The organism is Flagellimonas sp. 2504JD1-5, from assembly GCF_053618295.1.
Window position 1 is genome coordinate 763,413 of the sequence record NZ_JBSIOU010000001.1, and the last position, 24,582, is coordinate 787,994.

Below are 24,582 nucleotides of genomic sequence, written 5' to 3' on the forward strand. Positions count from 1 at the left end.
GCAAATACTATGAAAATAATTGTTCCAATGGCCGGACGAGGTTCCCGGTTAAGACCACATACATTAACAGTTCCCAAACCATTGATTCCGGTTGCTGGAAAGCCCATTGTGCATAGATTAGTGAGTGATATTGCCAAAGTGTTGGGAGAACAGATTGAGGAGGTCGCCTTTATTTTAGGAGACCCTGCATTTTTTGGTGATGATGTTGTTCAAAGTTTGATGGACCTTGCTGAAAGTCTTGGAGCAAAAGGTTCAATTTACAGGCAAGATGAGCCGTTGGGAACGGGACATGCTATAATGAGTGCCAAGGATTCTTTGAGCGGTCCTGCTGTAATTGCTTATGCGGACACCTTGATTCGAGCTGATTTCGATTTAGACAAATCTGCCGACAGTGTTATTTGGGTAAAACAAGTTGACAGGCCAGAAGCGTTTGGCGTGGTGAACCTGAATCAGCAAAATGAAATTGTAGAGTTGGTTGAAAAACCACAGGAGTTTGTTTCCGATTTGGCAGTAATTGGAATCTACTATTTCAAGGATGTTGGAGTGCTTAAAAACGAATTACAATACGTTTTGGACAATCAGATCATCAATGGAGGTGAATACCAAATTAATGATGGAATAAAACGTATGATGGAGAAGGGCATGAAATTTGTCCCAGGAAAAGTGGATGAGTGGATGGATTGCGGAAATAAGAATGTAACAGTGGAAACCAACCAGCGTATGCTCAACTTTTTGGAAAAAGATGGAGAAGGGCTGATTGCCAACTCGGTTAAAAAGGAAAATGCGAATATCGTTGAGCCTTGCTTTATTGGTGAAAATGTGGTCTTGAAGAACACAACTGTTGGCCCGTATGTTTCCGTGGGAGCAGATACCATTTTGGAAAATTCAACGATTAAGAATAGTTTGATACAGAGCAAGAGCAAGATTTCCAACGCCAATTTGGACAACGCCATGATTGGAAACCACGTGGTTTTCGATGGTAATTTTGAAGCCATCAGCATTGGGGATTATTCAGTACTGGAATAAAAAGTCCCCTCTCCCTTGGGAGAGGGCAAGGGAGAGGGTATATGAAAGCAAAACCGTTACTTATTAAAGTTATAATCACAGCAGTACTGCTGATGTTTAAACTAGCTTACACCCAAGAGGAAGAACAAAGTGCTGAGGTTTTTCTAGAGGAATACACCGATGAATTTCAAGAAAGCTTTTTTGAAGCCCTAAAGCAGAAGGGAATCCAAAATTATGACAGAGCAATCACATTGTTTCTGGAGTGTAAAAACCTGGACCCCCTGAACAGTGTTGTGGATTATGAACTTGCAAAGGCCTACTTTTTAGATAAACAGTACATTCAAGCACAGGAATATGCCATTGAAGCATTGATTTCTGAGCCTACCGATTTTTGGTATTTGGAAAGTTTGGTGAACATTTTGGAAAAGCAAGGTAATGCCGTGGAATTGATTAAAGGGAGTATTCCCTACAATGAGAATAAACTACAGGAAAATCTTGCCGTCATTTACTTTAAAAAGAAAAAGTACCAAGATGCATTAAAAGTTTTGGAGGGACTTGGAAGTTCGGAGTTTGCCTCGGAGTTGACATTGAAGATCAACGATTCTCTTCAAAAAGGCAGTGAGAAAACCAAAACTATCATTGCCGAAAAAGCTCCAAACGATGAAAATCCCATTGGGCAATACAAAAGTAGAATAGAAAGATTATTGGCAAAAGCTGATTATGGACAAATGGAGTCCGTCTCCAAGGAAGCACTGGATTCCTATCCATTGCAGCCCTATTTTTACTTTGCATATGGAACGGCTCTAAACAGAAATTCCAAATCGGCTAAAGCCGTGGAAGTTTTGGAAAGTGCCTTGGATTATTTGCTTGATGATGATGCCATGGCCAATAATATATATAAAGAATTATCCAGAGCGTATTCAACTATAGGCAATGTATCAAAGGCCCAAGAATATTTGAATAAAGTAAAATCAGGTTTGTAATGAGAGAACATCGATTTCATAAAATAACAAAGCCAGCATTTTTACTTTTGGTGCTGCTGGTTTTTGGCGCTTGTAAATCGACAAAATCAATTACAGGTGGTGAAATTGACTCGAGGCTCTCTGCCAAGCGAATCATTGAAAATCATTATAACAACCAAACAGATTTTAAAACACTGAGCGGTAGAGTAAAGATTGATTATTCAGATGGGAAGAGCAATCAAGGAGTAAGTGTAAGCTTGCGCATGGAAAAAGACCGGGTAATTTGGTTAAGTGCTCCCCTTGGAGTTGTAAAAGCACATATTACCCCAGAAAGAGTGTCTTTTTACAACAAATTACAAAATGAATACTTTGACGGAGATTTTGGCTATTTAAGTGAGCTCTTAGGTACCGAATTGGACTTTGAGAAAGTACAAAGTCTTTTGTTGGGCAACGCAATTCTGGATTTGAGAGATGAAAAATACACTTCGGAAATTGATCAGGGAAACTATCAGTTAAAACCAAAAAAGGCGCAAGAACTTTTTAAAATCCTATTTCAATTGGAACCAAAAAACTTTAAGATTGCGGCTCAGGAAATTGCCCAACCTCAAGAGAACCGACGATTAAGAGCAAAATATACCTATCAGGATATTTCTGGAGAAGCAGTACCCAACGAAATTCATATTGTTGCATTGGAAAACATGGATAGAACAACAATCGGATTAAGTTTTAAACACATGGAATTGAATAGGACGTTGAATTTTCCATATAAGATTCCAAAGGGATTTGATGAAATAATATTGAAGTAATATGATAAATAAAATTTCATATTGCACTTGTTTTCTTCTTATTACAATTTTATTGTCGAATTCGTTATCCGCACAAACCAGTGAACAAAAAGCATTGGAGGCAAAAAGGGAACGACTCCAAAAAGAAATAAAGGAAATTAATCGATTGCTCTTCGCCGAGAAGAAGGAAAAAGGCAATGTTCTTGACCAAATGAACGCTTTGGACCAGAAAATTAATGTCAGGCAAGAGCTTATCCGGGTTACCAATCAACAATCCAATTTACTCAATAGACAGATAAACGTAAATATTAGAAGTATTAGTAAGCTTCGGGAAGACTTAAAGATACTGAGGGAAGATTATGCAAATCTTATTCAAAAATCTTATCAGAACAAGTCACAAAGTAACCGATTGATGTTTTTGTTATCCGCGGAAAACTTCTACCAAGCGTTCAAAAGGCTGCAGTATATGGAGCAATATGCAAAGCATCGAAAAAAGCAAGGAGAGGATATTATTAAAAAAACTGATGAATTGGCAGAATTAAATAAGGAGTTGGTGACTCAAAGAAAGTCGAAAGAGCGCTTACTTGCTGAAAATAAAAAAGTGAAGAACGAATTGTTCGTAGAGATTGAATCACAAAAAAATCTTTTGCGCAGTATTCGGCAAAATGAATCCAAATATGCAGCTGCGATAGAGCAGAAAAGGAAAGAAGCACGTAAAATAGACCGCGAAATTGAACGACTTATCAAAAGCGCGATTGCAAGTACAAACAGAAAGGCCGGAAAATCGAGCAGGACCAAATTTGTTTTAACGCCAGAGGCTCAGCTTGTGGCCAACAATTTTTCGGCAAACAAGGGAAAGCTGATTTGGCCGGTTGAAAAGGGCATTAAAAGTCAAGGATATGGAGTTTATGCGGACAAACTTTACCCCGGAATCAAACATCGGAACAATGGGGTTACCATAGCCACCGATGAAGGTAGCCAAGCAAGGGCCATTTTTGAGGGAGAGGTGATTGCTATTATTTCTGTTCCTGGTGGTAGTAGAGGAGTAACAATCAAACATGGAAATTACATTAGCACCTACTATAATTTATCCAAATTATACGTCCAAAAGGGAGATAAGGTGTCCACAAAAGAAGTCATTGGCGATATTTATACCAGTCGGTTTGATGGTTCAACAAAACTCAAATTCTATTTGTACCAAGACTCCAATCGATTGAATCCGGAAGACTGGATTTACCAGCTTTAACGTATGAGAAACATTACGGATTTACAAGGAACTTTTGAGTTGAACAATGGGGTTCAAATGCCCTATTTTGGTTTGGGGGTGTATTTATCCAAAGACGGAAATGAGGTGGTTAATGCGGTCAAGGAAGCACTGAATCACGGTTATAGACATATTGATACCGCATCCATATACAATAATGAAAGTGGCGTCGGTGAAGGTATCAAACAAAGCGATGTTGACCGAAAGGATGTTTTTGTGGTCAGCAAGGTTTGGAACAGTGATCAAGGATATGATTCGACTTTGAAAGCATTTGATGACAGCCTTGACCGATTGGGTTTGGACTACCTGGATTTGTATTTGATTCATTGGCCTAAGGAGCAATCAAAAGATACATGGAAGGCGATGGAGCGTCTTTATCGGGATAAAAGAGTAAGAGCCATTGGTGTAAGCAATTTTATGCAACATCACCTAGAAGATTTATTAAAGGATGCCAATACTATCCCTATGGTTAACCAAATGGAATTTCATCCTTATTTGGTTCAACAGGATTTGATTGATTTTTGCCGTCAAAAAAACATTCAATACGAGGCCTGGTCCCCGATGATGCAAGGAAACATTTTTGAAATCCCCCAGTTACAGGATTTGGCCAAAAAATATAACAAGACAGTTGCTCAAATTGTACTTCGTTGGGACCTTCAAAAAGGGGTAATGACCATTCCCAAATCGTCCAAAAAAGACCGTATTATTTCAAATGCCGATATTTTTGACTTTGAACTGGGTCATGAGGATGTTAAACTACTCGATTCTTTAAATAGAAATCGACGCTTTGGCCCGGATCCGAATAATTTCGATTTCTAGATTAAATAAGGCTTATCTATAGGCCGAAATTGGAGGCAAAAACCTCTTTTTTAGAAATCACTTCGAGCTGTCACACTGAGCCTGTCGAAGGGGCAGTGCAGAAGTGTTGATATCCGTATTTTAAATAGGTCTCGACTACGCTCGACCCGACAATACTTATGAAGTGAACAAAGCCCTTAGTTCTGTTGCTTTATTAGGTTCCATTTTACCAGCCAAGACCAAACTTAGTTGCTTTCTTCGAAGTGCACCTGCAAAACGCTCTTTTTCCAAATCAGTTTCAGGCTCCAACGGAGGCACTTCAGTGGGAATTCCAGTTTCGTCAACAGCTACAAATGTGTAAATGGCTTCATTGGCTTTGGCCTTTTCTCCGGTAAAACGATCTTCCATCCATACATCAATATAGATTTCCATGGATGTTTTAAACGCTCGGGAAACGGAGGCCTCAACAGTGACCACGCTCCCCAAGGGAACCGACCTATTAAAAGCAACATGGTTTACAGAGGCGGTAACGGTAATTCTCCGACTATGTCTTCTTGCAGAAATACTGGCGGCCCGGTCCATACGAGCTAAAAGCTCCCCTCCAAAAAGATTGTTTAAAGGATTGGTTTCACTGGGCAATACCATATCCGTCATTACAGTACGTGATTCACTTGGAGTTTTCGCGCGCATAAGGTTTAAATTTTGCGCAAAGATATTGAAGTGGATATTGGTTTTAAAGAAAGAAAGACTATTTCTCAGAAAGCATCCAGGCATCTGGAGATTCAGTGCGTTTTACCTTTCTAAGAAACGCAAGTGCTTCTTTTGGATTTTCAAAACTATCGTAAGCCACTTGGTGTAGTCCAAATTTATTTACGCCCAAATAAAAAGCATTATAGCCCTTCTCCTTAAGGAGGGCCACTTTTTTATCGGCATTTTGCTCAATTCGAAAAGCACCGGCAATGACATGGTGTTTGCCTAGCTTTTTCTTGCTAATGTTGATATTTAAGGCCGGAAGTTCCAATGGAGCACTTTCAAAAAAAGTGGCTTCCTGTATCAAGCGGGAAACTTCCTCTTGGGCATCTTGCTGAACCGTTACCTGTTTCTGCTGAAGCTCATCATACGCTCTGTACGAAGTTGAACCCAATGAGACAGCCAATAAAATCACCGCTGCATATTTTAGCCAAGGCCTGAACGAAGATTCTCTTCGCTTTTCTGGTGTGATAATGAACGGAATTTTCTCTTCGAGCTCCTCAACCTCTTCTTTTAGAACCTCTCGTTGAATTGGAGTGGCGGCAAATGCAGAAAGACCAAAAGATGAAGTTAAATAGTTGATTTTATTTTCAGGTTGAAACTGGATTTTATGCTCCCGGGTCATGGACAATTTTCCAATCCCGAAAAGATCTATGTTTTCACCTTGCTCCAACCGCTTCTTCCAATTTTCCCCAACATCTTCTACTTCTTGCAATAGTTCTTCATAACCAAGATGTTTTTCCTTGGCAATATAAGACACCAACAAACCATCATTTTTTGAAAGCTGGGCGTTGAAAGAAATTGTTTTGGATGGAGGGATAAGCGTATTGGATGCCAAATCAATCGCTGCGGACTTACCATGGGCCAAAAATGCCCCAAAACCAGGCACCACCACGCAATTATAATCGTAGAGTAATTTTTCTATATAAGGTTCAATCCGCATTGCCACAAATATTGAAAAAAATCCCGCAGTACAAAATAGCGCTTATCACTTTTTATTAACATTTGAAATTCTGTATTTTGTGAACAACTACAATCCCAAATCGAAATGACTGAACCTGAAATTATTGCAGCGCTTCGGCTGCAGGCCATTCCAAATATTGGAGACATTACCGCCAAAAAATTGATTGCCCATTGCGGAAGTCCAACTGCAATTTTTAAGGATAAACTACAGCACCTCCTCAAAATAGACGGAATTGGGAAAATGACTTTAAAAGGTCTGTTCGACACAATCCATCTGGAAGAGGCAGAAGCGGAATATCAATATTTGTTGAAAAAGGAGATTGCAATTTCCTATTTTGAAGACGAGGATTATCCAAGTTATTTAAAACACTGCATCGATGGGCCCATATTGCTTTTTAAACAGGGCAAAATTGATTTTCAGAGCGGTAAAATAATCAGTGTTGTAGGTACCAGGAACATAACAAGCTACGGCCATGCCTTTTGCGAAGATTTTATTGAACAAATTGCACCCTTGAATCCCATAATTGTTAGCGGATTTGCCTATGGTGTGGACATAACCGTCCAGAAAATGGCCATGGAAGCTGGATTGCAGACCATAGGCTGTTTGGCTCATGGATTGAATCAGATCTATCCGAAGACACATAAAAAATATGCATCAAAAGTTGAAAATAATGGGGGATTTCTAACCGAATTTTGGAGTACAAGTAATCCAGATCGGGAGAATTTTTTAAAACGAAACCGAATTATAGCAGGGCTTAGCGAAGCTACCATTGTTGTGGAATCGGCAGAGAAAGGAGGCAGTTTGGTCACGGCCGATCTTGCCAACGGATACGACCGAGAGGTCTTTGCAGTGCCTGGGAGGTCAACGGACAAGTTTAGTAAAGGGTGTAATGATCTGATTAAGCGGCAAAAAGCCCATATGCTTACCTCTGCTGCGGAACTGATCTATTTATTGGGATGGGATTTAGAGGAAAAAAAAGAAAAAACCAACATTCAAAAACAACTTTTTGTAACTCTGGACGAAACAGAACAGTCTATCTACTCCTATTTGCAGTTGAACGGCAAACAATTACTGGACACCGTTGCTTTGGCATGCAAACTGCCCATTCACAAAACGTCATCCACACTTTTTAATATGGAAATGAAAGGAGTAATCAGGCCTTTGCCGGGTAAATTGTTTGAAGCGATATAAATGTCATCCTGAGCCTGTCGAAGGATGCAATAATAATCCTTGATCAACACTTCGACTACCTGTCCTCCGTACGAGACTTCGGAAGGCAGGAGCTCAGTGTGACAGCTCGAATTGACATCAGACATTGGACATCGGACATTCACCTTTTACCCTTTACCCTTTACCAATTTCACCACTTTGCTTTGCGATTATGAGATCATTGGATTCTCGGATTATCAGATTGTTGGAATTTGGAATTTGGAATTTTCTCATTTTGAATTGCCCACTGCCCATTGATAATTGTCCATTGTTCACTGCCCACTAACCCACTATTTCACTATCAACTCCCTTCACCCTTAACCCATTGTCCAAAGCTTTGGCGTAGGACAACCCTTCACCCAATGTAACCCATTGTCCAAAACTTTTCAGCTGTCGTAGCCAAGCCACTTTGGCGGAGAAGGCTAGTGCAGGACAATCGTCAACCCAAACCCCCCATCCATCAATTGGCAACATCCCGCAACACCCTGCACTTTTACCTTAGCGGAATTCATTTTAAACTTAAATACCATGAAAAAAGAAATACATCGAGCGCCATCGAGCGTAAAACACTGAAAAGATTTTTATTAGTGGGCTGCATGGCCCTGACCCTGACCTTTATCGCCTGCTCCGGTGAGGATGGTGAAGATGGACTAACCGGTCTGAACGGGATAAACTGTTGGGATCTGAACGCCAACGGGATCAATGATGCCAATGAAGATACCAATGCAGATGGTAAATGGGATATCAAAGACTGTCAAGGTACCAAAGGAGATACCGGAGGTAATGGCAACAATGGAGACAATGGCGATGACGGTATCAATTGCTGGGATTTGGATGCCGACGGCATTAACGACCCCGAGGAGGATATTAATGGCGATGAAAAATTCGATGGATTGGACTGCCAGGGAGCAGATGGCGACCCGGGAACAAATGGAGACAACGGCAATGATGGCATTGATTGTTGGGACTTGAACGGAAACGGAAAAAACGACCCAGAGGAGGACATTAACGGCGACAAAGAGTTCAACGCCCTAGATTGCCAAGGAGCAGATGGCAATGCCAATGTGATAAAATATACTGAGGATGTCTCAGATTTAGCCAATTTCTCAGAAATACCTTTTAACCTTATTGATGATTTGGGTATTGCAGCAGAAGACTTGCCAAATTATACTTTTCTGTTTTATTTTACAGTCGGAGGAAGTTCCGTTGTACCTGCACCTAATAAAGTGAATTTCAATGGATATAAGGATATAGTTGTTTTTTATGACGAATTTTCTGGAGATGGTAGTTATCAGTTTTTAAACCCCGATGGTTCTGCATTTAATGTTATACAGGGAATTATCGATGAAATTAGAATCGTGGCCATTGAGGATTCCGTTGTTATCAATAAAAATAGCAATGGCAATGTCATGGCCCAGCTAAAAGCCGCGGGTGTGGACACCAGCGATTACTATGCCGTACTGGCCTATTTTGGTTTAAAGGAGTAGTCTTGTTTTTCATAACAATGGTTGTAAGGAGAGCCCGAAAGGGCTCTTTTTTATGTTTATGATCAGTAGTGAGATGTCCAATGTCACACTGAGCCTGTCGAAGTGTCTTCGTGATAAGAAATAAAAATGAGAAGCTGGAATTCAGAAATCTAATGTCTGAAACTTTGAATTGTTGGATTGCTAGATTTTTGGAATTTGAATACTGGCAAGCATAAGCTCCTCCTCCTATTTAGGGGGAGGTGTCCCGCAGGGACGGAGGGAATCGATATAAAACTGTTTTAAAAATGAAACAAGAAGGGTGGCATACATATCATGTTTATATTTTAACCAATAAAAACAAGACTGTTCTCTATACAGGAATGACCAATCATTTGTCAAGACGGTTATTGGAACACAGGGAAAACATGCATTTGGGCAAAAAAACTTTTGCTGCAAGGTATAATTGCCAGCATTTGGTGTATTATGAAAAATTCTCTTGGGTACATGATGCCATTGTCCGAGAAAAAGAAATAAAAGGCTGGTTAAGGATAAAGAAATTGGAATTAATAAAAACCATTAACCCGAATATGGAATTTTTGGAAGATTTATTTCTTGCCAATGACTAAGATAGTGCGGTATTTAAGATAATCGTACTCTTTTTTTGTCATGCTGAGCAGCGCGAAGCATCTCAAAACAACTTGAAATTGGTTATGCGGGATTCTTCACTCGCTACGCTCATTCAGAATGACAAAAGACAATCAATACCCCAACTTTCCGCGAACCCGTTCCAAAACACCATCCGCAACTTTCTTTGCTTTTTCTGCACCAATGGCCAAAGCCTCATCCACCTCCTCCAAATGGTTCATGTAGTAGTCGAATTTTTCACGGGGCTCGGCAAATTTGTCCAAGATTACTTCGTAAAGAGCTTGCTTGGCATGTCCGTAACCATAACCTCCGGCTAGGTAATTGGCACTCATTTCCTCAATTTGTTCTGTGGAAGCCAATATTTTATACAATGCAAACAAATTGTCATTGGTAGGATCTTTTGGATCTTCCATCGGGGTGCTGTCGGTGACAATGCCCATGAGCTGCTTGCGCAATTTCTTATCAGGTTGAAAGATGTTGATGATATTCCCTTTGCTCTTACTCATTTTTTGCCCATCTGTTCCTGGAATGTACATGGTTTCTTCTTGTACCTTGGCTTCGGGCAATACAAATGTTTCTCCCAGTTGATTATGGAATCTTGAGGCCACATCCCTTGTCATTTCTAAATGCTGTAACTGGTCTTTCCCTACGGGAACAATATTGGCATCGTACAGCAAAATATCGGCGGCCATAAGCATCGGATACGAAAACAATCCGGCATTTACATCCTCAAGGCGATCTGCTTTATCTTTAAAGCTATGTGCAAGGGTAAGGCGTTGATACGGAAAAAAACAACTGAGGTACCAAGCAAGTTCGGTTACTTGTGGCACATCGCTTTGGCGGTAAAAAACAGTTTTTTCAATATCCAAACCAAAAGCAAGCCAAGCGGCCGCGGTGGCGTAAGTATTGTTTCTAAGCTCCTCCCCATTTTTTATTTGGGTGAGGGAATGCATATCCGCAATAAAAAGAAAAGATTCATTTTTGGGATCTTGTGCCATTTGAATGGCAGGGATAATCGCCCCCAAAATGTTTCCCAAATGTGGCGTACCTGTACTTTGAATTCCGGTTAAAATTCGGGCCATACCTAATTTTTGCCCGTAAAAGTAAGCATCCGGGTGGGATAAAAAAAGTTGTGCTTATCAGTGTTTAAATAAGCTAGCGTTATTTTTTAAAGAGGCCGGCCACGAACAGGACTACTACCGCTCCAATGACTCCCGTTATAAGGTCGCCGACAACCCCAGAACCAATATGGACACCCAAAACACCAAAAAGCCAGTTGCCCACAACACCACCTACAATACCGAGAATAATGTTTATGAGTGCGCCAAAACCACCGCCTTTCATAATTTTACCTGCCAGCCAACCAGCGGCGGCCCCGATCAATAAAGCATATAGTAATCCCATTTTCAAGTTTTTAAGGTTATTCCAATAAAGATATTCAAAAATTCTACTTTTGGCGAATGCTTTCCATTTTCAAGAACATAGGGCATATTTTATACCGAATCTGGTTTTATATGCTTGTGGCCCTTCCAATTTTTCTTTTTTTTCCATTTTTATTGTTGACCACACTTTCTGAAAGCACATATAAACAGTTCTTCTGGCTGGCCCGAAATCTTTGGGCCAAAACTATACTTTATGGGATGGGTTGTTTTCCAAAGATCATTAGGGAGCAAGAGATGGAGAATGGCAAAAGTTATATGCTCGTGGCCAACCATACCAGTATGCTGGACATTATGTTTATGCTGGTAGTGAGCAAGAATCCATTTGTTTTTGTTGGAAAGAAAGAATTGGTAAAGATTCCTGTTTTTGGATTTTTCTACAAACGGGTGTGCATTATGGTGGATCGTGAAAGTGTTAAAAGCAGGACAGGAGTATATCGCCGCGCACAACGCAGGTTAGATCAGGGGTTGAGCGTTTGCATTTTTCCCGAAGGAGGTGTTCCGGCCGAAGATGTTGTTCTTGACCAATTTAAAGATGGCGCTTTTAAAATGGCCATTGCCCATAAAATTCCTGTGGTGCCCATTACCTTTTACGATAACAAAAGGCGGTTTTCCTTTACTTTTTTAAGTGGCGGCCCTGGAGTCTGCAGAGCTCGGGTACACCGTTTTTTTGAAACCGGTATTTTGGGAGAAGAAGATAAGTCCACCTTACGGGAAGAAGTACGGGAAGTGATTCTCCAGGAATTGCAAAAGGAAAACACTTAAACCGGAATTCTGATAATCACCTTTGTGCCCAACGGATTGTTTTCTTCATCCACTTTATCAATAATTTGCAGGTTTTCGGGATTTTCACCCATAGACTCTAAACGTTGTTTGGTCACTTCCAATCCTCTGGATTTCTTTTCTTTTTGATAAATATGCAACCTCAATTTGGCCATTTGTCTGCCCACGCCATTGTCCTCCACTTCACAGATCATGGTGTTGCCTTCTTTTTTATAGTTGATCAATAGCTGTTTGTTGTTGCCTTTTTTGGGCAATAGACCATGGATAATGGCATTTTCAACAAAGGGCTGCAAAATCATAAATGGAATTTGAATTTCTTCGGGATCCAAAGCTTCGTCAATGTTTATTTTATAGGAAAAAGCATTGTCAAATCGCAAAGATTCCAGTTCCAGATAATCCGTCAACAATTTTATTTCTTCGTCAAGGGTAGTATTGGTCTCAAATGAACTTTCAAGAATGTTGCGTGTCAACCTACCAAACTTGGATAAATATTTCAACGCAGAGACCTTGTTGTTTTTGGTAATTAGATGCTGAATGGAATTCAGGGAATTAAAAATAAAATGCGGATTGATCTGTGCCCTTAATGCCTTGGTCTTGTTTATGAATGCCTCCTCCTGAAATTTTAATCGCTCCGTATTTTCCATAAAGATCTTGTAGGTAAGACCCAGCGCAAAAATGGTAATTTCCAAAATAGAACCGATAATTATATAAAGCTTATTGTGGTTTAATGGATCCACATCGGTGTCTAGATAAAAGAAACATCCGACTCCGACCATAAAGGTCACTGAACCTAGAATGAAAAATGTGGTGAGAAGGTTTTTATTGAAGAGAAAAATATAACCTACTGATAAAAATGCCGTGGTTGAATCCAAAATAGGAACTATCTCAAGAATATAAATGTGTCCAATAAAAAACTCAAAGAAATAAAAACAAGCATCCACTATTAAAATAAGAAGATGAACGCTTATGGAAACTTGTAAAACTTTAAAGGCGAAGGGATACTCTTTCTTTAGGTTCAAATAAAAGATCATAAACATCATATAACCTAAACCAATGACAATTACTAAGTTTTCCAGAATCCATGTTTTAAGAAGCTCGTTATCTGTAAAGAGATTATGGTACAGCAATAATTCCTCTTTGAATATGAAGACGAGCAACCAAAAAACATAAAATGAGTTTAGAAAAAACTCCCATCTTCTTAGGTAAATAAAGAACAGGAATACAAGCAAGGACATAATTCCACTTACTCCCGTAAAAATGTAAATGGGTAAATGGGCCTTAAAATCATCCCAAGAATATATATTTCTAATAGATTGTCGTTGGTAACTGATTTCCCAATTCTCCAGTTTTTCAAAGAATGTTACCCTACGAACTTTTAAATAGAGGTATTTTTTCTGGAAAAGTGTGGCTGAATTAAATGAAATTTCAGAAAAATATTTGTTGGATTTAACTTTTTCACTTTGGGTGCGGGAATCAAATTTTCCTACGGGCTGTTCATTTATTGCTCCGTTCTTCAGATAGAAGAGTTTACCGTAGTCATACGAATTGAACTTTAGGTACCAGGGATCTTTGGTATTTAGCTGGGAAAGTTCTTTTTCAAAGTTTATTTGAATCCAGTAGATGTCATCGGGATGTGTTTTTTGATTGAACTCACCCGGCAAGGCAAAGTGATGTTTTGATCCTAAAATAGCATCTATTGAGAGAGAATTGTCCGTGGTTTTGAATACTTTGAACGGCAGCATTTTTCCTTGGACGATGGAATCGGCTTGCGCAACACCAAAATATGATAAGGTGAGATGCAGGAATACCAGTAGAATAAGATTTTTGGATGGCTTTGGCATAGGTCAGAAAAAACAACCTTTTTTAACTATGGTTTTGTTTGCGGGGTTACTTATTGACTTGGGAAACTTTGAAACCGAATTTTAAATTAGTAAAAATTTCCACATAAGATATTTCGCACACAAAAAACACCCCGCCGAAACGAGGTGCTTACATGATTGCTTTAAAGGAGCAATCTTCCTAACCAACTTCTTTATATCTTAAAACTTAAAACGCACTCCGCTATACACCCCTACAGAAAAAGGTCTAAAGGAACCTGCGGTTTCAGAGAATGTGTTTAGTTGATATTTTAAGACTGGCTCTAAGTTCAATTGGACGTTGGAAGAGAATTCATAATTAAGACCTACCCCGACATTGGTGCTAAAGTTAACTGAGTTGGCATTGTTTGCCTCACCAACCTCGGTCACCAAATCATCAGACTCCAAAAGCACTGAATTTTCTACAAGGAAAAGTGAACTGACACCACCAATGATATTTACCCCAAACTTTTTGTCGATAAGAGCGTAGTCAAGTTCCACCGGAACCTCAATATAACCTAGTTGCTGAACCATTTTTCCATCAAAAGATGGATTTTCATTGGCAGCAATCTCTAAGAAAGCATCATTGGCTGAAACTTCAGGTAAACTATTCTGACTTTGAACCACAATAGTACGGGAAGCTTGACTGTAGTCTATATTATCAATTTTCCCATTTGCCGAAGCATCCAAAGAAGCCGAAAAGACAACATCATTGGTGTCGTAACCATAATTTACACGATGTACCCCAGAACGCACTTTCAATTTTTTGCCAAGCTCATAGGCTACGGTAAGCCCGTAACTCAAATTGAGATTTCCCGATTTGGAGTTGGCCGCAAAATCTGAGTGTATCGGTGACCCATTTCCGGAAGCACTAAAATAGACCGGTGCCACAGACGGACCCACAGACCATTTTGGGGAGGATGTTTCGGCCAAAGCTTCTTCTTCCCTTTCCTCGATCACCTCAAAAATTGATTTCTTTTCTTGGGAGGGATTCAATTCCTCATCGGCATTTTGTTGTTCGTTCTTTTTGTTTTCAGTAACCGCATCGGTATTATTGGGAATTTCAAACAGTTTTTCTCCCTGTTCCACCCTTTCGGAACGATTGTTTTCCTGAGGATTATCGCCGCTCGATTCGGTTTCGACATTTTTTAACTCCGGAGCACTTGTTTCCGCAACGGCCACTGCGTCATTTTCAATTTGGTTTTCATTTCTTTGATCAACATTAACATCAGCGACTTCTTGGTCGGTAGCCGAGATGGCATTCAATTCGCCGTTGTCGGATGTTTTCTTCGGATGCTGATGGTCGGGATTCGCAGCCAACTGCGACCCAGAATCTCGGCTCGAATTTTTAATGAGATCATCAGCGCTACCCTCTTCAATATTAGCATCGGGTTCTAGGTCGTCATCCTTTGATGATTCAACCACTTGTTCCTTAGCTGGTGTGGCAAAAGGGTCCACTTTCTCAGAATCTTGATTATCGGTATCATTATCTGATCCATCGGTCTCAGTTTGCGTTTCACTGATGATCACATCGCCATTTTCATTTGAACTTTCAAATGGATTTACCACATAAAACAGAATTGCTAATAAAGCTGCTACTCCGCCTAGCCTCCACCAAATTGGGATGACTCGTTTCTTTTGTTCTTTTTTGTTCAAGGAAGCTTCGATAGAGGCCCAGACTTTTTCGTCGGGAGTCTCCTTAAAGTCCTTAAATACTTCTTTGAACAATTGCTCTAAATTCTTTTTCCCCATCTTAAGCAATGTTTATATTTTCCTTTTCTATCTTTTCCCTCAGAATCATTTTGGCCCTAGCCAAATTAGATTTAGAGGTTCCTGTGGATGTTCCTAGCATCGCACTTATTTCTTTATGGCTATAGCCATCCAAAACGTAAAGGTTAAAGGTTAGCCTATACTTGTTTGGCAGCTCTTGTATATATCCCAACAAGGCAGAAAGACTTATATTTTCCTGCGCTGTATCAACATCCAATTCTTCTCCTATGTTCTCGGAAACCACATTTAGGTGTTGTTCCTTTCTATATTTCTGAAGTACGGTATTTACAGTGATTCGTTTGATCCAACCTTCAAAGGAACCATTAAAGTTGAACTGGTCGATTTTGTCAAAAATTGTCATAAAACTGTCGTGCAGATTATCTTCTGCTTCAGTTTTATTACGGGAGTATTTGAGACACATCCCGAAAAGAATACCGGAGTATTTCCGGTATAGTTCGGCCTGTGCCTGTCTTTTGCCCTTTTTACAATTATGTATTAATTCTTCAAGATCCAAATGTTGGTCAGTTTTGGATTGTTGATGTCTAGTTGACTGGAACCGTATATTCTATATATGTGGCATTATCTTCATTATCATTACCTGCATAAAATCTGAAATGGTATTCCCCGGTAAAAATCACATTGAACCGTAGAACTGCGGTCGATTCCTGTATTGCCAAGGTGCACGCCGTATTTTCATCTATTATCTCGGTTCCTATTACCACCACATCTCTGTCCGTATCTCCGGTTTTGGTTACATCGAACCCTTCAAAAAACACACAGCCATTGTGTCTTTCATAGGTCACTTCAATGTCGTAGGTCCTATTCAGTTCAAAAAACTCTGGCATTTTGGCCTCTACAACTCTAAGAGTAGTAAATTGGAAATTTTGGCCGTCATCCAAATCACAAGAAGATAAGGACGATGCAATTCCAATTAGCACAAACAGCGCAATTACCTTTTTCATCATTAAAATTCTTTAAACCCTAGATGTATAGTGTGGTTAAGGGTTGCGTGAATTTGCCTGTTTCTTGAAAAAGTAAGATGTATGGTAAAAAACTTGGTTTAAGCGCTCACCGTGGCAATGGCCTCCTTGATTTTGGCCTCTAGCTCTTCAGATAGTTCTGGGTTGTCCGCCAACAAGGCTTTCACGGCATCTCTTCCTTGGCCGAGCTTGGTATCGCCATAGCTGAACCAAGAACCACTTTTCTTAACAATTTCATAGGCTACGCCAAGATCCAGAATTTCACCTACTTTGGAAATTCCTTCCCCATACATAATGTCAAATTCGGCAGTTTTGAAAGGAGGGGCAACCTTGTTTTTTACCACTTTTACCCTGGTCTTGTTACCTTGAACCGCTCCGTCAGTATCTTTTATTTGGGTAGATCTTCTAATATCTAATCGAACCGAAGCGTAAAACTTAAGTGCGTTACCGCCGGTTGTTGTTTCAGGATTTCCAAACATCACACCAATTTTCTCTCTCAATTGGTTGATAAATATAACCGTACAATGAGTTTTGCTAATGGACGCAGTCAATTTTCGTAAAGCCTGTGACATCAACCTGGCATGAAGTCCCATTTTAGAATCTCCCATCTCGCCCTCGATCTCACTTTTTGGAGTAAGGGCAGCAACAGAATCCACAATTACAATATCAATGGCTCCAGAACGAATCAAGTTGTCCGCAATTTCCAAAGCTTGCTCACCGTGATCAGGTTGGGAAATAATCAAATTATCGATATCAACACCCAATTTTTCCGCATAAAAACGATCAAAAGCATGTTCCGCATCAATAAAGGCGGCAATACCACCATTCTTTTGTGCCTCTGCAATTGCGTGCAAGGTCAAGGTTGTTTTTCCAGAAGACTCCGGCCCATAGATTTCAATAACCCGTCCACGCGGATAACCACTAACTCCCAAAGCTATGTCCAGCCCCAATGACCCCGAAGGGATAACCTCTACATCCTCTACCACACTGTCCCCCAATTTCATGACGGCACCTTTTCCATAGGTTTTGTCCAATTTGTCAAGGGTTAGCTTTAAGGCTTTTAATTTTGCTTCTTTTTCGTTGCTCATGGTTCTCTTGATTAGGAAGGCTAAATTACCATTTTCTTTCTTCATGCCACAAAAGCGAAGCAACCTTTTTGAAGAAAGGATATCATACTTTATAAACTATCCTTTTGATGAAAAAATGTCTTTTGATTTTTCTGCTTGTATGTTTTTGTTCTTGTTCGAAAGAGAATGAAGATACTGCCCAACTACAAAGCCTCAAGGTGAGAATAGAAAAAAACTGTTCTAACATGAATAATGAGGCCATAAAGGAAATAATACAGGAATATGTGAATGAAACATCTTCTACAAAAGAATATCAATATGTGCTGAAGGCAAAATATAATGGAAAGACAATTTTTGTTTTAGGTAACTGTTGTCCCAATTGCAATTCAGTGATAATGGCATATGATTGCTCTGGAGATTATTTAGGGTATGTTGATAGCACAAATGGGGGAAGAGAAAATGCCATAGATGACAACAAAATTACAAACAAAGAAAAGCTATGGCCCAAAACACCCAATTGTGGATTCTAAAAAAGGATACGCAACCTTTTTAAAATGATGTATCTATTGGACAACTAATTCAAAAAACGACATATCGAATCGAGTTTTCGATTCAACACCACACAGCAAAGGGAAATTTGCGCTATGAAAAGAAACATGGTGGTTGAAAGGGCTTCTTGTTAAAAGAGGCCCTTTCTTTTTGAATCAAAGAATTGTACCTTTGCCCTCATTTTAATTCAGTCTTTTTAACTTAAATTATTGGTATAGCATGCAACTGTACAATACGTTAAGTGCGAAAGAAAGAGAAAAACTTATTGAGGAGGCCGGCAAAGATCGGTTGACCATCTCTTTCTATAAATATGCGCACATTGGCAACCCCGAAATTTTAAGAAACCACCTTTTTATCAACTGGAACCAGATGGATGTGCTTGGCCGAATTTATGTGGCCAAAGAAGGGATAAATGCCCAATTATCAGTCCCTGCGGATAACTTTCAAGTATTCAAGGAACATCTTGATTCTATTTCCTTTTTAGAAAATGTGCGCTTGAACATTGCTATCGAGCAGGACAACAAATCATTTTTGAAATTGAAGGTCAAGGTGCGCAAAAAAATAGTTGCGGATGGATTGAACGATGACACTTTTGATGTGACCAACAAAGGAATTCATGTAGGTGCGGAAAAATTCAACGAACTTATTGAAGATCCCGATACCGTTTTGGTAGATATGCGGAACCATTACGAAAGTGAAATAGGGCATTTTAAAAATGCGGTTACTCCCGATGTGGATACCTTTAGGGATTCTTTGGATATTATTGAAGAAGATCTGGCAGCTCACAAAGAAGATAAGAAATTGGTCATGTATTGTACCGGTGGAATCCGATGTGAAAAAGCAAGTGCCTATTATAAACACAAAGGCTTTAAAAATGTCTACCAACTGGAGGGCGGAATTATTGAATATACCAGACAAGTAAAGGCAAATAACTTAGAGAATAAATTCTTGGGCAAGAATTTTGTTTTTGACCACAGACGGGGAGAACGTATATCCGAAGATGTCATTGCCAATTGCCACCAATGCGGAAAACCGTGTGACACCCATGTAAATTGTGCAAATGAAGCTTGCCATTTGCTGTTTATTCAATGCGAAGAATGTGCCGCCGCCATGAACGAATGCTGTTCTCAAGAATGCAAGGAAATCCATGCGTTACCCTATGAAGAGCAAAAGAAGTTGCGCAAAGGCAAACATGCAAGCAACAAGATTTTCAAAAAAGGCCGTTCAGAAGTACTGAAGTACAAAAGTTAACATTTCATAGCTGCCTCAAATTGTGCTATATTTACCACTAGTAATTTATGAACCCTTTTTAAGAAAATGTATTGCATTTTCTTAAATCAAGATAAAAAATATGGGATGTAGCAGTTGTTCAACCGGCAAGGATGGACAACCGCGGGGTTGCAAGAACAATGGTACTTGCGGCACAGATGGTTGTAATAAGCTAACGGTCTTTGATTGGCTTTCCAATATGTCGTTGCCCAGCGGTCAAAAACCATTTGATTGCGTTGAGGTACGTTTCAAAAACAGTAGAAAGGAATTTTTCAGAAATGTGGATAACCTTCCCTTGGCAATAGGAGACGTGGTTGCCACACAAGCCAAGTCAGGTCACGATGTTGGCATAGTTACCCTCACCGGAGAATTGGTGAAGGTGCAGATGAAAAGAAAGAAGGTTCCTTACGATGATGAAGCTGTTCCCAAAATATATAGGAAAGCATCGCAGCGCGATATTGATATTTGGCAGAAGTGCCGTAACAAAGAACCGGAAATTCAAAAGCGTTCCCGTGAAATTGCCATATCACTTAAACTCCAAATGAAATTAAGTGATGTAGAATTCCAGGGAGATGGATCCAAAGCAACCTTCTATTACACTGCTGAAGAAAGGGTAGATTTTAGACAGCTGATCAAGGATATGGCGAAGGCCTTCGGCATTCGTATCGAGATGCGTCAAATTGGCTATCGTCAAGAAGCGCAACGATTGGGAGGTATAGGTTCCTGTGGTCGCGAATTGTGTTGTTCCACTTGGCTTACAGACTTTAGATCGGTGAGCACCGCTTCCGCGAGATATCAGCAATTGGCATTGAACCCACAAAAACTTGCAGGGCAGTGTGGAAAACTAAAATGCTGTCTTAATTATGAATTGGATATGTATTTGGAAGCGTTAAAGAATTTTCCACCCCAAGACAGCAAATTGAAGACAGAAAAAGGAATAGCTTTTTGTCAAAAAGCAGATATTTTCAAAGAAACACTTTGGTTTTCCTATAAAGATGACCCTGCCTCTTGGCATGCATTGGGCAAAGATCAGGTCTTGGAAATTTTGGAATTGAACAAGAACAATAAAAAAATAGCCAGCCTCGAAGAATACGCTGAAGAGAATGTAAGTGAAGAAAAAATGGCCTTCGAAAATGTTGTGGGTCAAGATAGTCTCACCCGATTTGACCGTCCCAGGAAAAAGAATAGAAGTAAAAACAGAAGAAAAAATAGGCCAAAAAAACAATCCAATGCGCAATAAATTCCTTGTTGTTCTGGTTTTTATGTGGAGCATGGTTTCATGCAACAACAACTTGGTCTTTTCCGAATTCAAGGCCATGGAGAACGGAAAATGGAATATGGACAAAGCGATAAATTTTGAGTTTTCATCTTTGGATTCAGTGCAACCGCACAATATGTTCATCAATGTTAGAAATGACAATACATTTCAATTTAGCAACCTCTTTTTAATTACCGAATTGGAACATCCAGATGGCAAAACATTCAAGGATACTTTAGAATATAAAATGGCCGAACCTACCGGTGAGTGGTTGGGCAAAGGGTTGGGAAGTGTTAAGGAAAATAAACTTTGGTTTCAGGAAAAGATCGTTTTTCCAGATTCAGGCGTATATAAACTGAACATTGTACATGCGATGCGCAAAAACGGCAATGTGGAAGGCCTCCATATTTTGGATGGCATTACCGATGTAGGTCTGGAAATAGAAAAAAGTACCCACTAAAAATGGCAAAAGCGCAAAAAAAAGAACAGAAAAGCTTCTTCGTATTTATTAAATGGTTTTGGATTCTCTTCGGGTCGGGAGTTTTGGCCGCTATTTTGATTTTTTTATTGGCCGCTTGGGGGGCGTTTGGTGAAATGCCAACATTTGAACACTTAGAAAATCCTCAAACGAATCTAGCTACTGAGCTTATTTCTTCAGATGGAGAAACACTAGGAAAGTACTTTTTGGATGACAACCGCACATGGTTGGATTATAAAGATCTTCCCGAAAATTTGGTAAATGCGTTAATCGCAACAGAAGATGCCAGATATTATGACCATGCCGGAATTGATGCGAGAGGAACTTTACGGGCATTTGCATTTTTAGGAACCAAGGGAGGAGCCAGTACCATATCACAGCAATTGGCAAGACAATTGTTTGTTGGCAAAAAAGCTCAAGACTGGAGAAGATATCTTCAAAAGGTCAAAGAGTGGGTAATTGCAACTCGATTAGAACGAAATTATACCAAAGAGGAAATCATAGCGATGTATTTTAATATCTATGATTTTGGAAACAACGCGGACGGAATACGCTCTGCTGCCAGAGTTTATTTTGGAAAAGAACCTACGGAATTACGAACAGAAGAAGCTGCAATGCTAGTTGGAATGTTCAAAAACTCCTCTTTCTATAACCCTAGACCCCATCGAAACCCGGTTGGCACCCGAAATCGAAGAAATGTAGTGCTGGGTCAAATGGCCAAATATGGATACCTGCCTGAAATGGAAAAAGATTCACTTCAAAAACTGGAACTGAACCTAAACTACAGTCCAGAATTGCATAACGAAGGTCTTGCCACCTATTTCAGAATGTATATGCAGCGTTGGTTAAATGGGTGGGCCAAGAATAACCCTAAACCCGATGGAGAGCGATATAACATTTACCTTGACGGGCTAAAGGTTTATACTACTGTTGATTCTAGAATGCAGAAAAATGCGGAAGAAGCCGTTCGGAAACACATGAAAAATTTACAGGCTGAGTTTTTCCATCAAAATACTCCAGAGCGGAATCCAACGGCTCCGTTTTTAGATTTGACCAAAGGCGCAATCGATACCATTATGCGTCGTGCCATGAAACAATCTGGAACATGGAAAAGTCTTAAGAGATTGGGCAAATCTGAGAAAGAGATTGAAGAATACTTCCATCAGAAAAAAGGAATGACCGTATTTGATTGGAATAGTGATTCTTTTGACAAGGACACTATCATGACACCTATGGATTCTATACGTTACTACAAAACCTTTTTAAGAACTGCAATGATGTCTATGGAGCCGCAAACAGGTCATGTAAAAGCTTGGGTAGGTGGTGTAGACTATAAACATTTTCAATATGATAATGTGCATCAAGGGACAAGACAAGCTGGGTCAACTTTTAAACCCTTTGTTTATGCCGCGGCGATTGATCAGTTGCGCTATTCCCCATGTGATTCTTTACCAGATAACCAGTACTGTATAGAGCCATTAAAGCACGGAAATATGGAGGCATGGTGCCCCAAAAATTCGGATGGAAAATATTCTGGTAAAAATTTGACCCTTAAGCAGGCTTTAGCGAATTCCGTAAATACGGTGACGGCGCAATTGATAGACAAGGTAGGGCCTGGCTCCGTTGTAAACATTGCAAAAGACATGGGAATTTCAAGAGAAATGCTTGAAGTGCCGGCGATAGCATTGGGTGTTCCAGAAGTTAATGTTTATGAGATGGTTGGGGCTTTTGGAACCTATGTTAATCAAGGGGTTTATGTAAAACCGGTCACAGTAACACGTATCGAAGATAAAAATGGCACTGTGCTATACGAATATGTGCCAGAAACAAAGGATGTTCTTAGTAAAGATGTAGCCTACGCCATGGTTAATTTGATGGAAGGAGTTACCCAAGGAGGTTCAGGAACAAGATTGAGGCACACTTTTGCCAAGAATCAAACAGTATACAAGGATATAATTACCGGATATCCCTATGAATTAACTAATCCGATTGCTGGTAAAACAGGAACTACGCAAAATCAAAGTGATGGTTGGTTTATGGGCATGGTACCTAATCTGGTTACTGGTGTTTGGGTCGGTGGAGAAGAAAGAGCAGCTCATTTTAAAAGTATTTTGTATGGTCAAGGAGCATCCATGGCCTTACCTATATGGGCGTTGTATATGAAGAAAAACTATGAGAACGAAGAATTAGGAGTATCTAAAGATGCATTTGAAGAGCCTGAGGAAATGTCTATAAATGTAGACTGCACCAAAGTACTGGAAGACCTCAAAGAAGAACAGGACACAGAGGATGATCTTGACGAAGACATTGGATTTTAGCTGTAATAAGCCAAAAAAAAATAAGCCCCAAGAAGCATTTTGCCCTTGGGGCTTTTTTATTAATCGCAAAGAATTCCCCGATGTCTTGCATCGGGGTTCCTAAAAAATGTCATTCCCGTTCATACGGGAATCCAAAATAAAAGAATTTCGTTTTTAAGAAATTCTATTATTATCGTAATTTCAGGCAATCAGAAAACTCATGGATAAATGATTAAAAAAACGGTCTCCAATGTTGAAAAAGCATTGGAAGGAGTAGCAAATGGAATGACATTTATGTTAGGCGGATTTGGGCTTTGTGGAATTCCTGAAAATGCAATTGCGCAGTTGGTAAAATTGGGCATTACAGACATTACCTGTATTTCAAACAATGCGGGCGTAGACGATTTTGGGTTAGGCCTATTGCTTCAAAATCATCAGATAAAAAAGATGATCTCATCATACGTAGGGGAAAATGACGAGTTTGAGCGTCAAATGTTAAGCGGGGAATTGGAAGTAGAGCTTACCCCTCAAGGAACTTTGGCAGAAAAGTGTAGGGCGGCACAAGCAGGTTTTCCTGCTTTTTACACCCCCGCTGGATATGGCACCGAAGTTGCCGAAGGCAAAGAAACTCGAGAATTTGATGGGAAAATGTACGTATTGGAGCCTGCCTACAAGGCGGATTTTTCATTTGTAAAAGCCTGGAAAGGGGATGAGGCAGGAAACTTGATTTTTAAAGGAACCGCACGAAACTTTAACCCATGCATGTGTGGGGCCGCTAAGATTACGGTGGCTGAGGTTGAGGAATTAGTTCCGGCTGGAAGTTTGGACCCCAATACCATCCATATCCCGGGGATTTTCGTGCAACGCATTTTCCAAGGAGAGCACTATGAAAAACGGATTGAACAACGAACTGTAAGACAAAAAGTATAATGAGGTTGACATATACTTGTTCGGCGTGTAAAAAGGTGAATTTTTTAAAAGAAAACGT

Annotated in this window: 25 protein-coding genes; 15 read left to right on the top strand and 10 right to left on the bottom strand. The window is 39.8% G+C overall.

Annotated elements, in window-relative coordinates:
* Positions 1-9 precede the first annotated feature (9 nt).
* From ACULLG_RS03425 to ACULLG_RS03445, 5 genes are all read left to right on the top strand, one after another.
* The gene (locus tag ACULLG_RS03425; RefSeq protein WP_452125362.1) at positions 10-1,026 is read left to right on the top strand and encodes a sugar phosphate nucleotidyltransferase; all 1,017 of its coding nucleotides are present in this window, start codon (positions 10-12) and stop codon (positions 1,024-1,026) included.
* Positions 1,027-1,118: 92 nt separating this feature from the next.
* Positions 1,119-1,988: a tetratricopeptide repeat protein gene (locus tag ACULLG_RS03430; RefSeq protein WP_452125363.1), complete on the top strand. Its 870-nt coding sequence runs from the start codon at positions 1,119-1,121 to the stop codon at positions 1,986-1,988.
* Positions 1,988-2,773: a DUF4292 domain-containing protein gene (locus ACULLG_RS03435; RefSeq protein ID WP_452125364.1), complete on the top strand. Its 786-nt coding sequence runs from the start codon at positions 1,988-1,990 to the stop codon at positions 2,771-2,773. The genes ACULLG_RS03430 and ACULLG_RS03435 overlap by 1 nt, the downstream gene beginning before the upstream one ends.
* A 1-nt stretch (position 2,774) precedes the next feature.
* Positions 2,775-3,998, top strand: a complete 1,224-nt coding sequence (locus tag ACULLG_RS03440) for a murein hydrolase activator EnvC family protein (RefSeq protein ID WP_452125365.1) — start codon at positions 2,775-2,777, stop codon at positions 3,996-3,998.
* A gap of 3 nt (positions 3,999-4,001) precedes the next feature.
* Positions 4,002-4,835 carry an aldo/keto reductase gene (locus ACULLG_RS03445; RefSeq protein WP_452125366.1) on the top strand — a complete coding sequence of 278 codons (834 nt, stop codon included), beginning with the start codon at positions 4,002-4,004 and terminating at the stop codon, positions 4,833-4,835.
* 156 nt (positions 4,836-4,991) lie between these two features.
* Here ACULLG_RS03445 and ACULLG_RS03450 read toward each other — a convergent pair whose 3' ends face one another.
* Both ACULLG_RS03450 and ACULLG_RS03455 read right to left on the bottom strand, forming a co-directional pair.
* On the bottom strand, positions 4,992-5,504 hold the full coding sequence (locus tag ACULLG_RS03450) for an acyl-CoA thioesterase (protein ID WP_452125367.1): 513 nt from the start codon (positions 5,502-5,504) through the stop codon (positions 4,992-4,994).
* Positions 5,505-5,562: 58 nt separating this feature from the next.
* A complete protein-coding gene (locus tag ACULLG_RS03455; protein ID WP_452125368.1) occupies positions 5,563-6,507 on the bottom strand; it encodes an HU domain-containing protein in 945 nt (314 codons plus the stop codon).
* A gap of 105 nt (positions 6,508-6,612) precedes the next feature.
* On the opposite strand from ACULLG_RS03455, the gene dprA reads away from it, so the two are divergent.
* The gene (dprA, locus tag ACULLG_RS03460) at positions 6,613-7,719 is read left to right on the top strand and encodes a DNA-processing protein DprA (RefSeq protein WP_452125369.1); all 1,107 of its coding nucleotides are present in this window, start codon (positions 6,613-6,615) and stop codon (positions 7,717-7,719) included.
* Positions 7,720-8,019: 300 nt separating this feature from the next.
* Here dprA and ACULLG_RS03465 read toward each other — a convergent pair whose 3' ends face one another.
* Positions 8,020-8,211: a hypothetical protein gene (locus tag ACULLG_RS03465; RefSeq protein WP_452125370.1), complete on the bottom strand. Its 192-nt coding sequence runs from the start codon at positions 8,209-8,211 to the stop codon at positions 8,020-8,022.
* On the opposite strand from ACULLG_RS03465, the gene ACULLG_RS03470 reads away from it, so the two are divergent.
* Together ACULLG_RS03470 and ACULLG_RS03475 are read left to right on the top strand one after the other, a co-directional pair.
* On the top strand, positions 8,202-9,224 hold the full coding sequence (locus ACULLG_RS03470; protein WP_452125371.1) for a hypothetical protein: 1,023 nt from the start codon (positions 8,202-8,204) through the stop codon (positions 9,222-9,224). The genes ACULLG_RS03465 and ACULLG_RS03470 overlap by 10 nt on opposite strands.
* A gap of 284 nt (positions 9,225-9,508) precedes the next feature.
* The gene (locus ACULLG_RS03475; protein WP_452125372.1) at positions 9,509-9,829 is read left to right on the top strand and encodes a GIY-YIG nuclease family protein; all 321 of its coding nucleotides are present in this window, start codon (positions 9,509-9,511) and stop codon (positions 9,827-9,829) included.
* Positions 9,830-9,961: 132 nt separating this feature from the next.
* Here ACULLG_RS03475 and trpS read toward each other — a convergent pair whose 3' ends face one another.
* On the bottom strand, positions 9,962-10,930 hold the full coding sequence (trpS, locus tag ACULLG_RS03480; RefSeq protein WP_452125373.1) for a tryptophan--tRNA ligase: 969 nt from the start codon (positions 10,928-10,930) through the stop codon (positions 9,962-9,964).
* Positions 10,931-11,009: 79 nt separating this feature from the next.
* Positions 11,010-11,252: a GlsB/YeaQ/YmgE family stress response membrane protein gene (locus ACULLG_RS03485; protein ID WP_452125374.1), complete on the bottom strand. Its 243-nt coding sequence runs from the start codon at positions 11,250-11,252 to the stop codon at positions 11,010-11,012.
* Positions 11,253-11,308: 56 nt separating this feature from the next.
* Between ACULLG_RS03485 and ACULLG_RS03490 the strand changes: the two genes are divergently transcribed.
* The gene (locus ACULLG_RS03490) at positions 11,309-12,052 is read left to right on the top strand and encodes a lysophospholipid acyltransferase family protein (RefSeq protein ID WP_452125375.1); all 744 of its coding nucleotides are present in this window, start codon (positions 11,309-11,311) and stop codon (positions 12,050-12,052) included.
* Here the strand turns inward: ACULLG_RS03490 and ACULLG_RS03495 are convergent.
* From ACULLG_RS03495 to recA, 5 genes are all read right to left on the bottom strand, one after another.
* Complete coding sequence (locus ACULLG_RS03495) at positions 12,049-13,911, bottom strand: sensor histidine kinase (protein ID WP_452125376.1); 1,863 nt, start codon at positions 13,909-13,911, stop codon at positions 12,049-12,051. The genes ACULLG_RS03490 and ACULLG_RS03495 overlap by 4 nt on opposite strands.
* A 198-nt stretch (positions 13,912-14,109) precedes the next feature.
* Positions 14,110-15,678: a hypothetical protein gene (locus tag ACULLG_RS03500; protein WP_452125377.1), complete on the bottom strand. Its 1,569-nt coding sequence runs from the start codon at positions 15,676-15,678 to the stop codon at positions 14,110-14,112.
* Position 15,679: 1 nt separating this feature from the next.
* Complete coding sequence (locus ACULLG_RS03505) at positions 15,680-16,210, bottom strand: RNA polymerase sigma factor (protein WP_452125378.1); 531 nt, start codon at positions 16,208-16,210, stop codon at positions 15,680-15,682.
* A 28-nt stretch (positions 16,211-16,238) separates the two neighbouring features.
* Positions 16,239-16,661 (bottom strand): hypothetical protein, encoded by a 423-nt coding sequence (locus ACULLG_RS03510; protein WP_452125379.1) that lies wholly within the window; start codon positions 16,659-16,661, stop codon positions 16,239-16,241.
* Positions 16,662-16,756: 95 nt separating this feature from the next.
* On the bottom strand, positions 16,757-17,764 hold the full coding sequence (gene recA / locus ACULLG_RS03515) for a recombinase RecA (protein ID WP_452125380.1): 1,008 nt from the start codon (positions 17,762-17,764) through the stop codon (positions 16,757-16,759).
* A gap of 197 nt (positions 17,765-17,961) precedes the next feature.
* Between recA and ACULLG_RS03520 the strand changes: the two genes are divergently transcribed.
* The 6 genes from ACULLG_RS03520 (at position 17,962) to ACULLG_RS03545 (ending at position 24,524) form a co-directional block, all read left to right on the top strand.
* The gene (locus tag ACULLG_RS03520) at positions 17,962-18,273 is read left to right on the top strand and encodes a hypothetical protein (RefSeq protein ID WP_452125381.1); all 312 of its coding nucleotides are present in this window, start codon (positions 17,962-17,964) and stop codon (positions 18,271-18,273) included.
* A gap of 238 nt (positions 18,274-18,511) precedes the next feature.
* On the top strand, positions 18,512-19,543 hold the full coding sequence (trhO, locus tag ACULLG_RS03525) for an oxygen-dependent tRNA uridine(34) hydroxylase TrhO (protein WP_452125382.1): 1,032 nt from the start codon (positions 18,512-18,514) through the stop codon (positions 19,541-19,543).
* A 100-nt stretch (positions 19,544-19,643) separates the two neighbouring features.
* The gene (locus ACULLG_RS03530) at positions 19,644-20,801 is read left to right on the top strand and encodes a PSP1 domain-containing protein (protein ID WP_452125383.1); all 1,158 of its coding nucleotides are present in this window, start codon (positions 19,644-19,646) and stop codon (positions 20,799-20,801) included.
* Complete coding sequence (locus ACULLG_RS03535) at positions 20,791-21,279, top strand: gliding motility lipoprotein GldH (protein WP_452125384.1); 489 nt, start codon at positions 20,791-20,793, stop codon at positions 21,277-21,279. Before ACULLG_RS03530 ends, ACULLG_RS03535 begins: the two co-directional genes overlap by 11 nt.
* 2 nt (positions 21,280-21,281) lie before the next feature.
* The gene (locus ACULLG_RS03540; protein ID WP_452125385.1) at positions 21,282-23,615 is read left to right on the top strand and encodes a penicillin-binding protein 1A; all 2,334 of its coding nucleotides are present in this window, start codon (positions 21,282-21,284) and stop codon (positions 23,613-23,615) included.
* A 207-nt stretch (positions 23,616-23,822) separates the two neighbouring features.
* A complete protein-coding gene (locus ACULLG_RS03545; RefSeq protein WP_452125386.1) occupies positions 23,823-24,524 on the top strand; it encodes a CoA transferase subunit A in 702 nt (233 codons plus the stop codon).
* Positions 24,525-24,582 lie beyond the last annotated feature (58 nt).

What these genes read in the sequence shown, in the direction of transcription:
- ACULLG_RS03425 (WP_452125362.1), top strand. Translation starts at nt 10, where the DNA reads ATGAAAATAATTGTTCCAATGGCCGGACGAGGTTCCCGGTTAAGACCA.
- ACULLG_RS03430 (WP_452125363.1), top strand. Translation starts at nt 1,119, where the DNA reads ATGTTTAAACTAGCTTACACCCAAGAGGAAGAACAAAGTGCTGAGGTT.
- ACULLG_RS03435 (WP_452125364.1), top strand. Translation starts at nt 1,988, where the DNA reads ATGAGAGAACATCGATTTCATAAAATAACAAAGCCAGCATTTTTACTT.
- ACULLG_RS03440 (WP_452125365.1), top strand. Translation starts at nt 2,775, where the DNA reads ATGATAAATAAAATTTCATATTGCACTTGTTTTCTTCTTATTACAATT.
- ACULLG_RS03445 (WP_452125366.1), top strand. Translation starts at nt 4,002, where the DNA reads ATGAGAAACATTACGGATTTACAAGGAACTTTTGAGTTGAACAATGGG.
- ACULLG_RS03450 (WP_452125367.1), bottom strand. Translation starts at nt 5,504, where the DNA reads ATGCGCGCGAAAACTCCAAGTGAATCACGTACTGTAATGACGGATATG.
- ACULLG_RS03455 (WP_452125368.1), bottom strand. Translation starts at nt 6,507, where the DNA reads ATGCGGATTGAACCTTATATAGAAAAATTACTCTACGATTATAATTGC.
- dprA (WP_452125369.1), top strand. Translation starts at nt 6,613, where the DNA reads ATGACTGAACCTGAAATTATTGCAGCGCTTCGGCTGCAGGCCATTCCA.
- ACULLG_RS03465 (WP_452125370.1), bottom strand. Translation starts at nt 8,211, where the DNA reads ATGTTGCCAATTGATGGATGGGGGGTTTGGGTTGACGATTGTCCTGCA.
- ACULLG_RS03475 (WP_452125372.1), top strand. Translation starts at nt 9,509, where the DNA reads ATGAAACAAGAAGGGTGGCATACATATCATGTTTATATTTTAACCAAT.
- trpS (WP_452125373.1), bottom strand. Translation starts at nt 10,930, where the DNA reads ATGGCCCGAATTTTAACCGGAATTCAAAGTACAGGTACGCCACATTTG.
- ACULLG_RS03485 (WP_452125374.1), bottom strand. Translation starts at nt 11,252, where the DNA reads ATGGGATTACTATATGCTTTATTGATCGGGGCCGCCGCTGGTTGGCTG.
- ACULLG_RS03490 (WP_452125375.1), top strand. Translation starts at nt 11,309, where the DNA reads ATGCTTTCCATTTTCAAGAACATAGGGCATATTTTATACCGAATCTGG.
- ACULLG_RS03495 (WP_452125376.1), bottom strand. Translation starts at nt 13,911, where the DNA reads ATGCCAAAGCCATCCAAAAATCTTATTCTACTGGTATTCCTGCATCTC.
- ACULLG_RS03500 (WP_452125377.1), bottom strand. Translation starts at nt 15,678, where the DNA reads ATGGGGAAAAAGAATTTAGAGCAATTGTTCAAAGAAGTATTTAAGGAC.
- ACULLG_RS03510 (WP_452125379.1), bottom strand. Translation starts at nt 16,661, where the DNA reads ATGATGAAAAAGGTAATTGCGCTGTTTGTGCTAATTGGAATTGCATCG.
- recA (WP_452125380.1), bottom strand. Translation starts at nt 17,764, where the DNA reads ATGAGCAACGAAAAAGAAGCAAAATTAAAAGCCTTAAAGCTAACCCTT.
- trhO (WP_452125382.1), top strand. Translation starts at nt 18,512, where the DNA reads ATGCAACTGTACAATACGTTAAGTGCGAAAGAAAGAGAAAAACTTATT.
- ACULLG_RS03530 (WP_452125383.1), top strand. Translation starts at nt 19,644, where the DNA reads ATGGGATGTAGCAGTTGTTCAACCGGCAAGGATGGACAACCGCGGGGT.
- ACULLG_RS03535 (WP_452125384.1), top strand. Translation starts at nt 20,791, where the DNA reads ATGCGCAATAAATTCCTTGTTGTTCTGGTTTTTATGTGGAGCATGGTT.
- ACULLG_RS03540 (WP_452125385.1), top strand. Translation starts at nt 21,282, where the DNA reads ATGGCAAAAGCGCAAAAAAAAGAACAGAAAAGCTTCTTCGTATTTATT.
- ACULLG_RS03545 (WP_452125386.1), top strand. Translation starts at nt 23,823, where the DNA reads ATGATTAAAAAAACGGTCTCCAATGTTGAAAAAGCATTGGAAGGAGTA.